Source organism: Porphyromonas sp. HMSC065F10, assembly GCF_001808555.1.
Lineage (GTDB): Bacteria > Bacteroidota > Bacteroidia > Bacteroidales > Porphyromonadaceae > Porphyromonas_A.
In genome coordinates this window covers 1-15,626 of sequence record NZ_KV793779.1, presented here as the reverse complement: position 1 = coordinate 15,626, position 15,626 = coordinate 1, and the positions used below count along the sequence as shown (strand labels likewise).

Annotated in this window: 10 protein-coding genes and 1 tRNA gene; 4 read left to right on the top strand and 7 right to left on the bottom strand. The window is 55.0% G+C overall.

The window, feature by feature from the left end; all coding sequences use genetic code 11:
- Window positions 1-4: 4 nt before the first annotated feature.
- Window positions 5-682: a porin family protein gene (locus tag HMPREF2890_RS04120; protein ID WP_083289791.1), complete on the bottom strand. Its 678-nt coding sequence runs from the start codon at window positions 680-682 to the stop codon at window positions 5-7.
- Window positions 682-2,400 carry a LysM peptidoglycan-binding domain-containing protein gene (locus tag HMPREF2890_RS04115; protein WP_083289790.1) on the bottom strand — a complete coding sequence of 573 codons (1,719 nt, stop codon included), beginning with the start codon at window positions 2,398-2,400 and terminating at the stop codon, window positions 682-684. The genes HMPREF2890_RS04120 and HMPREF2890_RS04115 overlap by 1 nt, the downstream gene beginning before the upstream one ends.
- A gap of 595 nt (window positions 2,401-2,995) precedes the next feature.
- On the opposite strand from HMPREF2890_RS04115, the gene HMPREF2890_RS04110 reads away from it, so the two are divergent.
- Together HMPREF2890_RS04110 and HMPREF2890_RS04105 are read left to right on the top strand one after the other, a co-directional pair.
- Window positions 2,996-6,805, top strand: a complete 3,810-nt coding sequence (locus HMPREF2890_RS04110) for a TIM-barrel domain-containing protein (protein ID WP_070465823.1) — start codon at window positions 2,996-2,998, stop codon at window positions 6,803-6,805.
- Between the two features lie 6 nt (window positions 6,806-6,811).
- A complete protein-coding gene (locus HMPREF2890_RS04105) occupies window positions 6,812-8,098 on the top strand; it encodes a DUF2851 family protein (RefSeq protein WP_070465820.1) in 1,287 nt (428 codons plus the stop codon).
- Window positions 8,099-8,150: 52 nt separating this feature from the next.
- Here the strand turns inward: HMPREF2890_RS04105 and HMPREF2890_RS04100 are convergent.
- Window positions 8,151-8,222, bottom strand: a tRNA-Gln gene (locus tag HMPREF2890_RS04100).
- 303 nt (window positions 8,223-8,525) lie between these two features.
- Between HMPREF2890_RS04100 and HMPREF2890_RS04095 the strand changes: the two genes are divergently transcribed.
- Window positions 8,526-10,946, top strand: coding sequence for a transglycosylase domain-containing protein (locus HMPREF2890_RS04095; protein WP_070465817.1), 2,421 nt, complete (start codon window positions 8,526-8,528; stop codon window positions 10,944-10,946).
- A 301-nt stretch (window positions 10,947-11,247) separates the two neighbouring features.
- Here the strand turns inward: HMPREF2890_RS04095 and HMPREF2890_RS04090 are convergent, their stop codons facing one another.
- Both HMPREF2890_RS04090 and HMPREF2890_RS04085 read right to left on the bottom strand, forming a co-directional pair.
- Window positions 11,248-11,583 carry a hypothetical protein gene (locus tag HMPREF2890_RS04090; protein WP_070465814.1) on the bottom strand — a complete coding sequence of 112 codons (336 nt, stop codon included), beginning with the start codon at window positions 11,581-11,583 and terminating at the stop codon, window positions 11,248-11,250.
- A gap of 134 nt (window positions 11,584-11,717) precedes the next feature.
- Complete coding sequence (locus tag HMPREF2890_RS04085; RefSeq protein WP_070465807.1) at window positions 11,718-12,176, bottom strand: ParB N-terminal domain-containing protein; 459 nt, start codon at window positions 12,174-12,176, stop codon at window positions 11,718-11,720.
- A 45-nt stretch (window positions 12,177-12,221) separates the two neighbouring features.
- Between HMPREF2890_RS04085 and HMPREF2890_RS04080 the strand changes: the two genes are divergently transcribed.
- Window positions 12,222-12,575 (top strand): hypothetical protein, encoded by a 354-nt coding sequence (locus tag HMPREF2890_RS04080; RefSeq protein WP_070465804.1) that lies wholly within the window; start codon window positions 12,222-12,224, stop codon window positions 12,573-12,575.
- A gap of 107 nt (window positions 12,576-12,682) precedes the next feature.
- On the opposite strand, the gene HMPREF2890_RS04075 is transcribed toward HMPREF2890_RS04080, so the two are convergent.
- Together HMPREF2890_RS04075 and fumC are read right to left on the bottom strand one after the other, a co-directional pair.
- On the bottom strand, window positions 12,683-13,033 hold the full coding sequence (locus HMPREF2890_RS04075) for a hypothetical protein (RefSeq protein ID WP_070465801.1): 351 nt from the start codon (window positions 13,031-13,033) through the stop codon (window positions 12,683-12,685).
- A 1,039-nt stretch (window positions 13,034-14,072) separates the two neighbouring features.
- Entirely contained in the window at window positions 14,073-15,467 is a 1,395-nt protein-coding gene (fumC, locus tag HMPREF2890_RS04070; RefSeq protein WP_070465799.1) for a class II fumarate hydratase, read from the bottom strand.
- Window positions 15,468-15,626: the final 159 nt, after the last annotated feature.

Here is a 15,626-nt window from a genome sequence, read left to right as displayed (position 1 = left end):
CGGATCAGAAACGATATAGGAGGTACGTACGCACATCGATCACCTGCTCAGAGGAGGTCCCGAAGAGGGAGGTCCGGCTATTGTCAAAGAGCTCCCCCAGATTATAGATATAGCCACCTCTCAGCCCGATCACAAAGCGACGCATATGGTACTCCGCACCGACGCCACCACCGACACCCCACCAGAAGTTGTGATCCAGCTCATGCCCGTGATGCTCCCGATAGACACGGCGCATCGTGGCGGGGTCAAAGCCTTCGTCCACCTGCTCCTCCTCACGCTCTCCCAGCTTGTACCCGAAGTGAGAGCCCGCATCAATGGTGAGCTTAAGGGGACTATTGGCTCCACCGATCATAAAGTGGGTCATGATCGGCACATGCACAAAGGAGAGGTTACGCTTATAGGTATACTGCGGATAGTCCTCCGGAGCCTCCGTCCAGCCACGCTGCCAGTAATTAAGCTCCACCAGCACACCGGCATAGCTCTCCACATCATACCTCAGTGCCACTCCGCCACTGTAGCCGAGATAGGGTTTCTGCTGGATGATGGGACGAAAGGTGACGGTGGAGAAGCTGACTCCACCGGTCGGACCGATGAGGAGCCTGCCCCATCTCTCCGCCCCAAGCCTCATAGGAGACAGGGTCAGGAGAGTCAGCAGCAGAGAGAGTGCTAGTCTTTTCATCATCAGAAGCGCGACACGCTATTGTCCTTATTGTACCGGACGAGGAAGACCCCTTGATTGCTCCTGGTCCCACTCTTCATCGGTGCACTCTTGCCAAAGTCAAGCAGCGACTGCACACCCTTGTAGGCCGTGTCCGACGCCTCGTTTTTCCCCAGGAAATAGCTCCCCGTATCGTAGCCGAGAGCCGAGTATCGTGGGAAAGTGTTGCCGGTACCGTGACCAAACCACTTCATATAGTCCGCCGAGAACCGCTGGTAGGCACGATCTCTCGGATAGATGAAAAAGGTGGTAAAGAAGGTTGCCTCAGCTCGGTACATCTGTCTCCCGAGCGAGGAGGCATAGGTCTGCCACTCAGGATATCCAAAGGCAGTAACCACGGAGCTATCCCCGAGCTCCTCCTGTGCGCTGTCGATGGCACTCAGCACCTGCCGTGCTGCAGAGAGAGACGAGGAGGTCGGCACCACAACCACCCTCAGGTGACCTAAGCTCTGCCGAGATACATCCTCACCGCTCATAAAGTCTGACGAGGCACACTCCGAGTACGAGGTGCCGGCAAGGCGCAGTCTATTCCGGAGAGCTAGCACGAAAGGACTCTCCTCCTCGCCCGCTATGGGACGGACAAAGAGTACATGGTATGAGCCATAGGTCTGCATAAAGCGCTCCGCAGCCTGATCATACAGTAGTGCTGCCGGGGTATTGACCTGGTAGATACGACCGGAGAGAGAGGAGGCTACGTCCTTGGAGGAGAAGGGGATCACATAAGCAGCCTGCTTGTAGCGAGCCAGCTCGCTCAGCTGGCGGATCGAGGAGATCGAGACGCCACCGATGATCAGGTCGACGTCGGGGAGGTTGCTTATCGCCACCTTGGTTGACGGCAGCTCCACGTCATCGCAACTGTAGACATACAGGTTGATGTCCCGACCTTTCCGCTTAGCCTCCAGCACACTCATCAGGAACCCCTCGTAGTAGTCCGCAAAGCGCCTCTCCCTATCAAGCCTGAAAGGAAGAGCAAGCACTACATCCATCGTCCCTGATCCGGTGGTAGGGCGAGTGGCAACGACACTCCTGGCAGCCAGGTTATTCGGTATACTGCCATCCGGCAGGAAAACCGACTCCCCGGCTCTCAGCCCACGCTCCAGCACCTGAGGATTGTACTTGTAGAAGTCCTCCTCACTCCAGGCAGTACCCTTGACGAGCGAGTAGACGCTAGCCCCTCCGGAGACTGTCTCAAGCCGGATACCATTGAGACTGTCCGCAGCCGCCGGCACGACACGCTTGGCATCAGGCGACGAGGGGGATGTCGCAGAGTAGGCAGGCAGCTTGATGATCATGCCTACCGCAATGTCGTCAGGAGACTTGAGGAACGTATTGAGAGCCATCAGCTCCCTCACCGTGGTGCCTGCTCGGCGAGCTATGCTGTAGAGGGTATCCCCCTTCTTGATCGCATAGAACTCCTCATCCGATGAAGCTGCCGTGGATACGCCTGCGGGTAGCACCAGCCGCTCCCCGACACGTATACCCTGACGGGCAGAGGGATTGAGCCTATAGAGATCAGCCACAGTGACGCCATACTGCTTACCTATCCGATATAGGGTCTCGCCGGACCGGACCACGTGGACACGAGTCGTCGTCTGCGCCGACCCACTGACAGAGACGAGCAGCACCAAACACATCCACAGGATGGTCTGTCGCACTCGGCTTCCCTCAATACTTCGCTTCATCTTGGATACAATACTACTATTAGGATAGGTACACAGCGCATAGGCGCCACTCTTCGGTGATGGCACAAAGGTAATGAATTGCCCCCTTTCTGCCACAATTCTAATACCGGGATTGAGGGGTCACGCACTTGAGTGGTACAGAAGCCACTCAACTCATTCTGAAGAATAGGAAACGAAACACCAGCAAGAGGGTCGCACCATCAAGCCTTCTCACCGAGTGCGTCACCCCTACCCAAGCAGCCCTCTCCTCATGGAAATCTCTAATACCGATATTAGTGACGCCTAATACCGATATTAGACTTCACTAATATCGGTATTAGATCGAGCCCCTATCCATCGGGCATTGGACACCCGTCTCTTATGGGCTCCGCAGCAAAGGCTATAGATGGTAGACGAGGAAGCAGTTAGAGCCTAAGGAAACTTTTGCCACCACCCACAGCCTCCGTTTCCTCCTCCCGGTACATCAATGCGGATTAGCCGTAACCCCTGTGCCGGGGTCAGTCCGAAGCGAGAGGACACAGGCGAATATTGGTACCTTTGTATACAGATCCCATCGGGGTTCTTTTACTTTGACACCAAATTCAATAGATAAACCATGAGACGTTCTCCACGACTGATCTTAGCTACACTCGCCCTCATCCTGAGCCTTGCCTCTCAGGGTCAGACAGTCACACGATGCGAGCCGACAGGTCCATCCACGATCACTATCACGATGGATAATGGGCAGGCGAGGGTGCTGGACTTCTACAGCGATCATATCGTCAGGATCTATCAGGACCCCAAGGGCAGACCGCTTCGCGATCCTCTCTCGGAGCCGCCGGCAGCGATATTGGTCAGTCACCCGAGAAGCGCCACTCCCTTCCGGATCTCCATTAGCACAGACCGATCGGGCAATCCGGTGGTCTCCACCGATGCGGTCTCTATCACCACGGGGCTGAGAACCGGTCTTATGAGCGTGACCGACCTGCGAAGTGGCAAGGGTGTTGTCAAAGAGTTGAGAGCTCCGATTTTTAAGGATGCGTCAAGCGCACTCTTCCTCTCCATGGGAGAGCACGAATACTTCTATGGGGGAGGTGTGCAAAATGGTCGTTTCTCTCATCGTGGACAGTCTATTGCCATTGAGAACACCAATAATTGGGTCGATGGAGGAGTGGCTTCCCCTACTCCTTTCTACTGGAGTACAGCCGGCTATGGGATCCTGACGTACACCTTCCGCCCCGGGAGGTACGACTTTGGCGAGGAGACCAAGGATCAGGTTGCCCTACAGCACAGTCAGGACTACTTAGACTTCTTCCTCATGGTGAGCGACACGCCTGATAAGCTTATCTCAGACTACTACACTCTGACAGGGAGACCGGCATTGGTGCCAAAGTTTGGCTACCTCGAGGGTCACCTCAATGCCTACAACCGCGACTACTGGCTGGAGACCTCAGAGCAGGGTAAGGGGATCCTTATGGAGGATGGGAAGCGCTATATCGAGAACCAGAAGGATAATGGCGGTATCAAGGAGTCGCTCAATGGGGAGCGGGACAACTACCTCTTCTCCGCCCGTGCGGTGATCGACCGCTACGCCCGGCACGATATGCCGCTTGGCTGGGTGCTGCCCAACGATGGCTACGGAGCCGGCTATGGGCAGGAGGACTCACTGGACGGAAACATTGAGAACCTCAGACAGTATGGCGCATACGCTCACAAGCATGGTGTAGAGATCGGACTCTGGACTCAGAGCGACCTCCATCCGGTCGAGGGCATAGAGCCACTACTGCAGAGGGACCTCAATAAAGAGGTAGGGACAGCAGGTGTAAGGGTACTCAAGACTGACGTGGCATGGGTAGGAGCAGGCTACTCCTTTGGTCTCAATGGGATTGCCGATGCTGCCGAGATCATGACCCGTGAGGGCAGTGGAGCTCGCCCATTCATCATCACACTGGACGGATGGGCAGGGACACAGCGCTACGGCACTGTCTGGTCGGGTGATCAGACCGGTGGCGACTGGGAGTACATACGCTTCCACATACCGACCTACATCGGCAGCGGTCTCTCGGGGATGCCCTTTATCAGCTCCGATATGGACGGGATCTTCGGCGGAGGCAACCTCCCGGTGAATGTCCGAGACTATCAGTGGAAGGCTTTCACTCCCATTCAGCTCAATATGGATGGCTGGGGTACCAACCCTAAGTACCCCATGGCACTGGGGGAGCCGGCCACCTCGATCAACCGATCTTACCTGAAGTTCAAGTCTGCCCTCCTGCCGTATATGTATAGCTGTGCGTATGAGACGTTGGATGGGACACCGCTGATGCGTCCGATGTTTTACGAGGAAGCGTCACCCTATACCCTTGGGAGTGCGACGAAGTACCAGTTCCTCCTCGGGCCGAGTCTACTCATCGCACCTATATACAAGGAGACGGCTCCTGACAAGGAGGGAAATGATCTCAGGCACGGCATTTACCTGCCGGTCGGTCTCTGGTATGACCTCTTCACCGGCGAGCCCTACGAGGGCGGACGGGTGATCAATTGCTTCGATGCCCCACTCTGGAAGCTCCCCGTCTTCGTCAAGGCCGGCGCCATACTCCCATACACCCATCCATTCAATCAGATAAGCAAGGCCCAAAAGGACTTCCGGGGCTATGCGCTCTACGGAGGAGCGGATGGCTCTTTCACTGAATACGATGACGATGGGCGCACGGTAGCCTATACGGAGGGAGCCTCCGTCCGCACACCGCTGACTCTCAATATGAGCGGGGATCGGCTCACCTTTGACATAGGCTGTACGAATGGAGGTTACAAGGGCTTTAAGCCCCTCAAGACGACAGAGATCAGACTAAGTATCTCACAGAAGCCCGCTGCTGTATCTGTCTCTGTAAATGGTCGACCGATACTCCTGCGAGAGGTGACAAGTCGTGCAGATTACGAGGAAGCCAAGGGAGGGGTATTCCTCTACGACGAGTCACCGGAGCTCAATCGCTACAGCACCAAGGGATCCGAAGCATCTCAGATTAGCGTCAAGGGAAATCCTGTAGTGCTGATCAAGCTGGATAAGGTCGATACCACCACTGAGCCGATCCGGGTAGCAGTCGATGGCTATACACTCAACCAGCCAAACCACTTTTATCGCCATACGGGTCGGCTCCAGGCGCCCAAGCTGTCACCCGAGGAGAGCTTGATGAATGCCTACACTTTAACTCCCCACTGGAGTGCAGTGAAGGGGGCAGACTTCTATGAGATAGAGCTCGGGTCGGTGCTTTACTCGACGATCCTTGGCGAGCACTTCACCCTTGAGGAGCTGGAGCCGGAGACAGAGTATACCCTGCGACTGAGAGCCGTCAATAGCGATGGCACATCGGACTGGTCTCTGCTCACCCTCCGGACGGCCAAGGACCCGTACGAGAATGCGATCAAGGACATCGTCGCCACCACCTCCGTCCCCAACCAGTCCGGTCAGGGCGTTTCCAAGCTCTTCGACGGAGACAAGTCCACCACCTGGCATACCGAGTGGAGTAAGGAGGCGACCCCCTTTGACCTCACCCTGGACCTCAGAGGGGTCGCCCGGCTTGACTCTATGGAGTACTACCCCCGACCCGATGCGGGCAATGGCACACTCCTCAAGGGGACCATCGCCTACTCTGAGGATCGGAAGAGCTGGTCTGCTGAGCAGCCCTTCAGCTGGAGTCAAGACGGGTCGATGAAGACCTTTACTTTCGCTGAAAAGCCGGAGGCGCGCTACCTCCGTCTCCACATCACTGAGGGAGTCGGTAAATATGGCTCCGGGCAGGAGCTGTACGTCTACAAAGTGCCGGGAAGTACCCTGCGACTACAGGGCGATATCAATCGCGATGGAAAGATTGACGAGAACGACTTTACTTCCTATACAAACTATGTAGGTCTGAGGACAAAGGATGCCGACTTTGGCTATATCTCGATCGGGGACATCAATAAAAATGGTCTGATCGATGCCTACGACATCTCCACAGTAGGGACGGTCCTTGATGGCGGGGTCTACCCGTCAAGCAAGGTGGTGAGCGGACGCCTGACCCTCTCAACAGACCGGACCACCTTTACCGAAGGTGAGGAGATCAAGATCCTTGTCACCGGAAACGATCTGAAGCAGGTCAATGCCCTTAGCCTTGCCCTACCCTACGATGCGACCCTTGTCCGCAATGTCGGCATGCGGCTCATCGGGATGAAGGATCTGGTCAATCTCTCTTACGACCGACTCCACAGCGATGGGTCCAAGGAGCTCCTCCCCACCTTCGTCAATAGGGGAAATAACTTCCTCCTTGAGGATGGTGACCTCTTTGAGATCACATTCCGCGCACTGAAGTCCGGCAGCTGGACGCCGGAGGCTGTGGACGCACTGCTGGTGGACCGAAACCTCAATAGCATCGATCCACTCTCAAAATAAATAGGAGTGACTGAGGATATACTGCAATACTGCTGGAGCAATCGGCTCTTTGATGACCTCACCGTTCGGGGTCAGCAGGTTGAGGTGGAGAGTGTCGGAGTGCAGAATGGCTCCGATGGGCCTGACTTCACCATGGCACGTATTCGCTTAGGGAGTATCCTATGGGTAGGCAGCGTAGAGCTGCACCTGCGCGCCTCCGACTGGTACGCACACGGTCACGACTCCGACCCACGCTACACCGACCTCATACTCCACGTTGTCCTGGAGGACGACAGAGAGGTGTATGACCAGAGAGGCGAGAGAGTGCCCTGTGGGGTGCTGCGCCTCAGCAAGGAGTCGGTAGACCGGATGACAGAGCTACAGGTGAGTGGCCGCTCCCTCCGCTGCACACCCGAGATCACCGAGATCAGCATCGATGAGATCAGGAGTTGCTTCCGACCACTCATCCATGAGCGGATGCACAATAGGGTGGAGCGAATGGCTGCAGGTCCTGTCGATGAGGGCGGGGTCAATGCCTTCCTCTTCCGCTCTATCATGCGCTACCTCGGCTGTCACCGCAACAACGACCCTATGGAGGAGACCGCCCGAAGCATCCCCTACAGAGCCCTCAAGCGCCACGCCTCCGACCCTACGGCCCTGGAGGCGATACTGCTTGGACAAGCGGGGCTTCTCCATACCACCGCCCCACGAGATGAGTACGAGGTGCAGCTGACCGAGGAGTATCTATTCTACCGCTCAGCCTTTGACCTTACACCGATCGGGGAGGGGAAGTTTCGCAAGCTGAGGTTACGCCCTGCCGCCTATCCCGCTCGGATGCTATCCGTGGCGGCTCAGATCTTCCACCACGAGGACGAGCTAATGGGGGCTGTCACCACGAGGGACTGGGAGAGGCTTGATCACCTGCTACGGGTGAAGCCCTCACCCTACTGGCAGTCTCACCTCGACTTCGGTCAGCCGTCAGCTCGCAAGATAGGAGCAATAGGCGACAGCCTGATCCGGATCTTGATGATCAACGCCATCATCCCCACCGTCTATTACTATGCGGAGTGGAGTGGCTCACATGCGGGCAAGGAGGCTGCACTCGACCGGCTGCGGGAGCTCCCTCCCGAGCGCAATAGTTACATCGACCTCTTCAGCCGGTATGGCATCACGGCGACTAACGCCCTCGACACCCAGTGTATGCTGGAGCTCTACACCAACCACTGCATCCCCTACCACTGCCTCAGCTGCCCAATGGCGATCCGCCTCTTTGAGCTGCTCCGCACACTGCCACAGAGCGGTCAGTCTACATAGACCTGACAAGCAAAACGACCCCACCGCATCTGCAGTAGGGTCGTCTCGTCAGTTGTCCTATAAGGACTCGAACCTTAAATTCAAGAGCCAGAATCTTGCGTGTTGCCAATTACACCATAGGACATTGTGTCTCTTTGACGTTGCAAAGGTAAGACTATTTACCGACTTAGCCAATAGCTGTAAGCAAATATTTTCACAATGGTTAGCCACAAGCCTCTCCGCAATGATCGTTATGAACGGGAAGTGAAAAAGTGGGTACCCTACTCTCATGGCAGCGATGACTCAGCCCTTGAGATTGGAGGAGGACAGAGTGAGCGAAAAGTGGTAAATTTGGCGCACCAATTAGGTCTTCACATTGAGGTTGAGGGCCTATGAATTAGAATGGACTTATCCGCCTCAAGCACGGATACTTGATATACTCATCGTCATGTCACAAGGCTTCAAAAAGTTTATCACCTGGCTCTGGATCATCTTCGCTGCCGGAGTCGTGGCCGTAATACTCCTCTTTTTCCTGATCTCTAAGGGGATCATCGGCTATATGCCCCCGATTGAGGACCTGCAAAATCCGATCGACCGCTACGCCTCACAGGTGATCAGCCAGGATGGCCAGGTGCTGGGGACCTATGCCCTGCAGGATAATAACCGAATCCATACGGACTACAACGACCTCGCCCCCTCGCTCGTCCATGCGCTTATCGCTACTGAGGACAAGCGATTTACCGACCACAGCGGCATCGACATGATGGGCGTACTGCGGGCCTTCTTCCGCACCATCATCATGGGCGACAAGGACTCCGGCGGTGGCAGTACGATCACCCAGCAGCTCGCAAAGCAGCTCTACTCCCCACACGCAGACAATATCATAGAGAGGGCGCTGCAGAAGCCGATCGAGTGGGTCATAGCGGTGGAGCTGGAGCGACGCTACTCCAAGGAGGAGATCATCAGCCTGTACCTCAATCAATTTGACTTCCTCTACAATGCCATCGGGATCGAGCAGGCCTCTCTCACCTACTTCAGTAAGCTACCTAAGGATCTGGAGGTGGAGGAGTCGGCTCTCCTCGTGGCTATGGTGAAGAATCCCTCCTTCTACAATCCCCGTCGCCATGAGGAGCGCGCTCTTACCCGGCGTAACTTAGTGATGGACCGAATGGTCGAGAAGGGCTTCCTCACCAAGGAGGAGGCTGCCAAGCACAAGGAGATCCCGATCAAGCTGATCTTCAATCGCCGCACCCACAACAACGGAGCTGCACCCTACTTCAGGGAGTATATCCGCCAGATAATGACTGCTAAGGAGCCACGCCGAAGCGACTACCCGGACTGGCAGAGAGATCAGTACAGCCGAGACTCTGTCGCCTGGATCAATAATCCGCTCTATGGCTGGTGTGCAAAGAATAAGAAGGAGGACGGCTCCAACTACGACATCTACACAGACGGGCTCAAGATCTACACCGGGATCAATACCCGGATGCAGGAGCACGCTGAGGCGGCTATGATCGAGCACTTGGCCTCCACTCTTCAGCCCGCCTTTGATCGGGAGAAATCAGGTCGTGCCAATGCGCCCTTCTCCAATAGCATCACGCCACAGGAACGAGACAAGATCATCGACCGGTCAATCCGTCAGAGTGGACGCTACTTCACCATGCGAGCTGCAGGGGTACCCGAGGAGGAGATCATCGCCTCCTTTGACAAGCCCACCGAGATGCAGGTATTTGCTTACGAGCGGAGCGGAGACAGCTACATCACCACCCTTCGTGACACCGTGATGACCCCGAGGGACTCAATCATCTATGCCAAGACCATCCTCCGATCCGGCTTCATGGCAATGGACAGCGAGACGGGAGAGGTACGCGCCTACGTCGGTGGACCGGACTTCCTCACATTCAAGTACGACATGGTCACCCAGGGACGCCGTCAGGTGGGGTCGACGATCAAGCCTTATCTCTACTCCATGGCGATGAACGAGGGCTTCACACCATGCGACCAATTGCTTCACGTACAGCCGGCACTCCGCAATCCTGACGGCTCCATCTGGACACCGCGAAACGCCGGCTCCTCCATGATCGGCGAGATGGTCTCCATCGGATGGGGACTGAAGCACTCGGATAACTGGGTCACCGCCTGGCTTATGGGTCAGCTGTCAAGTGACGGCTACTCCACTAGCTTCGTCAATTACCTCCACAGTATGGGCGTCACCGGCACGATAGAGCCGACCCTCGCCCTCTGTCTCGGCTCTTGTGACATATCGGTCGAGGAAATGGTGGGAGCCTTCACCACTTTTAGCCAAAAAGGAATGCGACAAGAGCCCCTCTACGTCACCAAGATTGTGGATAAGTATGGAAATGTGGTGGCCAACTTCACCTCCAAGGTCCACGAGGTCCTCCCGGAGGATGCCGCCTACAAGACGCTCTATATGATGCGTGAAGTAATGAATGGCGGTACCGGCAGCAGGATGCGCTTCCGTTACGGCATAGATGCCGATATGGGAGGGAAGACCGGTACGACACAGAATCATTCGGACGGATGGTTTATGTGCTTTACCCCTAAGCTCAGCACCGGCTGCTGGGTAGGCGGCGAGGACCGATCGATCCACTTCGATGGTATGCGTATGGGTCAGGGCGCGAGCTTGGCACTACCGGTGGTGGCGAGGTTCTTCCAGAAGATCTACGGAGACAAGGAGCTGCAGAAGGACACCTCCCTCGGCATTGATCCCGGGCTAAAATTTACCTTCCCCGAGGGCTTTGAGCCATGTCGCAGAGACGATGCTGCCGGTGTCGCGTACGACAGAGAGGATGTCACAGAGCCACACCACCAGCAAGCCCCCAAGGAGATCGATGATCTCTTCTCCTGAGTCGGGATCCTTATTAAGGTCTTCCTCGGGCTAACAGGGAGTCCCTCTAACCACTCGGTATTCAGGGCGATATTTTCCAGCTCGTTTTCTGTGTGGATTGAGTCCATTACCTATGTTATTTGACATTATGTAGTTATCTTTGGCGTATCAAAGGGGTTCGTCTCGGGTCTGTCCCGAGGGGCTTCCCGCCAGGGTCGGGAATGCGAGGCCAAACGCATGAGTTGGATGTTAAGCCGAGACCCATCATAGACGTGGTGCCACTTGGCACCACGTCTTCATTTTATCTGCCCCTTTATCTTCTTTAGGTATTGACCGGATAGTAAGGTAATTTCTCGGAACTTTGTATTACTCTGTTGTATTGAGTTATCAAGCCAAGTCCCCTACCTATCGCCCCCTCGCGCGTGAGATCATCTATAGCGTCTCTAAGTGCACCAGCGTCTCCCTCGCCCATTTTCAGTCCTCGGAGACCATTGCCCTGGCCCATTCCTCCGTCTGCTGGTTGTCGAGGATAAGGTTCGGTCTTAAGATTGCGGAAAACGCTGATGTCTATCTTCCTCGGTTTTGCAGGTAGTCTATCTATTTGTTTAGTGATGACAATGAGATTATTCAGCTCGATTTCTGTGTGGATTGGTTCCATTATCTATATTATTTGATATTATGTAGTTATCTTTGTCTCAGCTTGAAAGAGTTAGTTCGTCTCCACTCTCTCGGGTGCAGTCGGACGCCCCTCCCCCACTTGTTCCGTGAGTTAGGAACAGGCGGGGGTTGACGTTATAGGGCAATAATCTCATCCTCAGAATCTAATAGGTCAGTCATAGTTTTATATACGACCCGCCTGACCACGTTGCCGTCCGCCGAAAGGTCGTCTACTCGGTGACCATTGCCCAGTCCCACTCTCCCGCCTGCTGGTTGTCGAGGACGGTGTAGGTCTTGAGCTTCTCCACGGGGGGTACCCGGCGGCACTATGATACAGGGGGCTTTATCAAACGTTCCCAGCTCTCGCATGGCTCGCAGGCGCATATTACCCCCGATGACTACGTACTTACCGCCCTCGGTCTCGTAGACGATAAGCCCCCTGAGGGCGAGCATTTCGGGGTTATTGGTGATGTTCTCCTTAAGCTTGGAGAAAGCGTTAACGTCTATCTTCCTCGGGTTGGCAGGTAGTCCCTCTATCTGCCCGGTGTTGAGGACGAGCTTTTTCAGCTCGATTTCCGTGTGGATTGGTTCCATTATCTTTATCTTTGTAGTGAGTAATTATATCAGATTTAGTAGCCCATGACTAAGGAAGAGCTTATTAAGCAGTGCCGGTACTTCAAGGGGGAGGCGGGCAACCCGTACACTGGGAAGGACCAAGACAAATCAATGTTTTGGGACTATGAGCGGATGTGGGTAGAGCAAGGGGGCGTATACGAAGATCCTGAGGTTGCACAAGACAAATACCTTGAGTCTCCTTGTATCGCGAAAATAAAAAAGGAGGACGCTTGGTGGAGTGTACCGGTGTCGCTTCAGATCTTGCTCTTCAACAGATACGTCTATTGGCTTGGCGGGTATGCTCATATTGAGAGAGATCTTGAGAATTACGTGAAGTGGTTGAGAAGGACATATATCGGTGAAATCTATGTTATCTGATATTATGTTGTTATCTTTGTCCTAGCTTGAAAGAGTTAGGCGCGAGACCATCTTAGGGTGCTTGAGTGCCACTATTCAGCCCTGCGGTTTATCCCCGTGGGGCTGTCTCATTTTTTGTCATAGCTTGTGTACTTTCCCGTCATCTGAATAGTAGTAGCCTTCGTGTTCTCGTAGAAATGCCGTCTCTCCCATTGGTCGGGGTCGTAAGCTTCAAATCTTCTGCGCCCCTCTTCGATATGGTCTCCGTCGGGTGCCGGTGGCGGGGTGCCATGTGGCGGCTTCGGGGGCTTGCGCCCTCCGCCTGACGTGCCGGGCTTCGGGGGCTTCCTGCCGGCATCGGTGAGCTTGCCCTCTTTGGAGAAATTATCCCGCACCCAGTAGGGGGCGGTTCCTTTCTTGATTGACCTGTCCAGGCGGGGCTGGTTGTCGGTGACCCACTGCTTGAAGTTTGGTGGCACGTCCCGCACCTCTCCAACCCCTGGGTCATCGTCAAAGATCGCAAGACAAAAACAGCGGCACTGAGGGTGCCACTTGGTGAACTTGAACCACTTCGGGTACTTCCCCGCCAGTTCGTCGCAGATGTCGGTAAAAAAGAGGTGACCGTTGCAGGTGTGGTTGTTGGAGAGCCTGACCTCGTACCCGATGACAAAGTCCAGCCGCTGCCACCGCTCAAAGTCCGCTTCCGCATAAGGCAGGCAGTCCCTCTATCTGCCCGGTATTGAGGACGAGCTTCTTCAGCTCGATTTCTGTGTGGATTGGTTCCATTGTCTTTATCTTTGTGGGTGTTATATAATCACGTAATTCAATGGGCATGAGAGCAAAGTGTACGAAAGAAGAAAAGGAAATTGCTGACGCTTATGCGAAAGAATGGCTTTGGGATTTCGCAGTCTGCGTTGGCAGGTACCGTGGATGCCCCGTTTTTTACGCTGCTTCACTCGTCCCTGCTTGCGTCGGTCTCCCACTGTACTTTTATATTACAGATGACGGTGAAGTTGTGAAATTACCCCGGCAGGTCTGGTCTAAACTCTAACGTTTATCCGTGGCGGTGTGATAAAGTACCCTTTTGGCGACCTTTGGGTCAATTATCAAGTCATCTACTCGGAGGATGTTTAGTCCGTAAGTAGGGCTAACGTACCGAGTTAAGTACGCCCTTACCGCTCTTGTCCCCTCTATCCTCTCATTAATTTGTGGGTCGTAAATGCTGAGGGATCCCTTGTCGTCTCGTATCAGTGTTACAATGTGTGCCCCGCCCCCTCGTCTATGTTATTTGACATTATGTTGTTATCTTTGTCTCAGCTTGAGAGAGTTAGGGACGTGTTACGCTTCGGGCGGCTCGTACCGTCCCCCCCGTCTTGGTTCCAGTCGAGGCGGGGGCGTTTTTTTGGCGAAAGCTTTTCATCTCGTCTTAGGTGGTATGGAGGGCTTATGACAAAAAGTCGGATCCCGCACCTGATGAAGTGCGAGATCCGACTTTTTTCGGATCAGTAGGTTACCCTATTACTTAAGGCTACCCACCATATCCTCCGGGCGAACCCACTGGTCAAACTCCTCGGCAGTGAGGAAGCCGGACTTTACAGCCTCCTCGCGGAGAGTGGTCCCGTTGTGGAATGCAGCCTTGGAGATCTTGGCCGCCTTCTCATACCCGATGTGGGTATTGAGTGCCGTGACCAGCATCAGAGAGTTATTGAGCAGGGTATTGATGCGCTCCCTATTGGGCTCAATGCCGGCAACGCAGTGCTCCTCCAGTGAGAGGCAGGCGTCGCCGAGCAGCTGAGCGGACTGGAGGAAGTTGGCAGCCATGACCGGCTTGAAGACATTCAGCTCGTAGTTACCACTTGCACCGGCCATCGTGATCGTGGTCTGATTACCAAAGACCTGCACGCAGACCATCGTCATCGCCTCACACTGGGTAGGATTGACCTTACCGGGCATGATCGAGGAGCCCGGCTCATTCTCCGGCAGGTGGATCTCACCGATGCCGCAGCGGGGACCGGAGCCGAGGAGACGGATGTCATTGGCGATCTTAAAGAGAGCGGCCGCAAGACCATTGAGTGCCCCATGAGCCGCCACCACGGCATCGTGAGCGGCAAGGGACTCAAACTTATTGGGCGCTGTCACAAAGGGCTCCCCGGTAAAGTCTGCGATGTACTTAGCCACCAGCTCAGCGTAGCCCTTGGGCGTATTGAGTCCGGTGCCGACGGCCGTCCCGCCAAGCGCCAGCTCAGCGAGGTGCGGCAGGGTCGCCTCGATCGCCTTGATCGCATAGCCCAGCTGTACAGCGTAGCCTGAGAACTCCTGCCCGAGCGTCAGAGGGGTAGCATCCTGCAGGTGGGTCCTGCCGATCTTGACGATGTCCTTGAAGTCCTCAGCCTTCTTCTCCAAGCTCTTCTGGAGCTTCTTCACCGCTGGGAGGGTATGCTGTATCACCTTAGTGTAGGCGGCGATGCTCATCGCGGTGGGGAAGGTGTCGTTGCTGGACTGCGACTTATTGACATCATCATTGGGGTGGATCAGGCTCGGCTCGCCCAGCTTGCCACCATTGAGGACGTGGCAGCGATTGGCAACCACCTCATTGACATTCATATTGGACTGCGTGCCGCTACCGGTCTGCCAGATGACAAGAGGGAACTGATCATCCAGCTTGCCCTCAATGATCTCGTCGCACGCCTGAGCGATGAGATCACGCTTCTCCTGAGGGAGGACCCCCAGCTCGCAATTGGCATAAGCGGCCGCCTTCTTCAGATACCCAAAGGCGGTGATGATCTCGTGCGGCATAGAGGCAGCGGGACCGATCCGGAAGTTATTGCGACTGCGCTCCGTCTGGGCAGCCCAGTACTTATCAGCGGGGACCTTCACCTCGCCCATGGTATCATGCTCGATACGATACTCCATAATTGGCTTGACTATTTACTATTAGCGTTGTACTTACCTAACTTTCTTCCAAAGTTACCCAAAATCGAGTCTTTCGCAAAGAAGTCCCTCCATCCCCGCTCCACCGGTCAGACTGCACTCTTAATTGTGTGGTGTCCTAGAAAAGTACACACATAGAGG

Bases quoted from the DNA above. Each gene is read 5' to 3' on its own strand.
- HMPREF2890_RS04085 (WP_070465807.1), bottom strand. From the start codon at position 12,176: ATGGAACCAATCCACACGGAAATCGAGCTGAAAAAGCTCGTCCTCAAC.
- HMPREF2890_RS04120 (WP_083289791.1), bottom strand. From the start codon at position 682: ATGATGAAAAGACTAGCACTCTCTCTGCTGCTGACTCTCCTGACCCTG.
- fumC (WP_070465799.1), bottom strand. From the start codon at position 15,467: ATGGAGTATCGTATCGAGCATGATACCATGGGCGAGGTGAAGGTCCCC.
- HMPREF2890_RS04090 (WP_070465814.1), bottom strand. From the start codon at position 11,583: ATGGAACCAATCCACACAGAAATCGAGCTGAATAATCTCATTGTCATC.
- HMPREF2890_RS04115 (WP_083289790.1), bottom strand. From the start codon at position 2,400: ATGAAGCGAAGTATTGAGGGAAGCCGAGTGCGACAGACCATCCTGTGG.
- HMPREF2890_RS04110 (WP_070465823.1), top strand. From the start codon at position 2,996: ATGAGACGTTCTCCACGACTGATCTTAGCTACACTCGCCCTCATCCTG.
- HMPREF2890_RS04095 (WP_070465817.1), top strand. From the start codon at position 8,526: ATGTCACAAGGCTTCAAAAAGTTTATCACCTGGCTCTGGATCATCTTC.
- HMPREF2890_RS04080 (WP_070465804.1), top strand. From the start codon at position 12,222: ATGACTAAGGAAGAGCTTATTAAGCAGTGCCGGTACTTCAAGGGGGAG.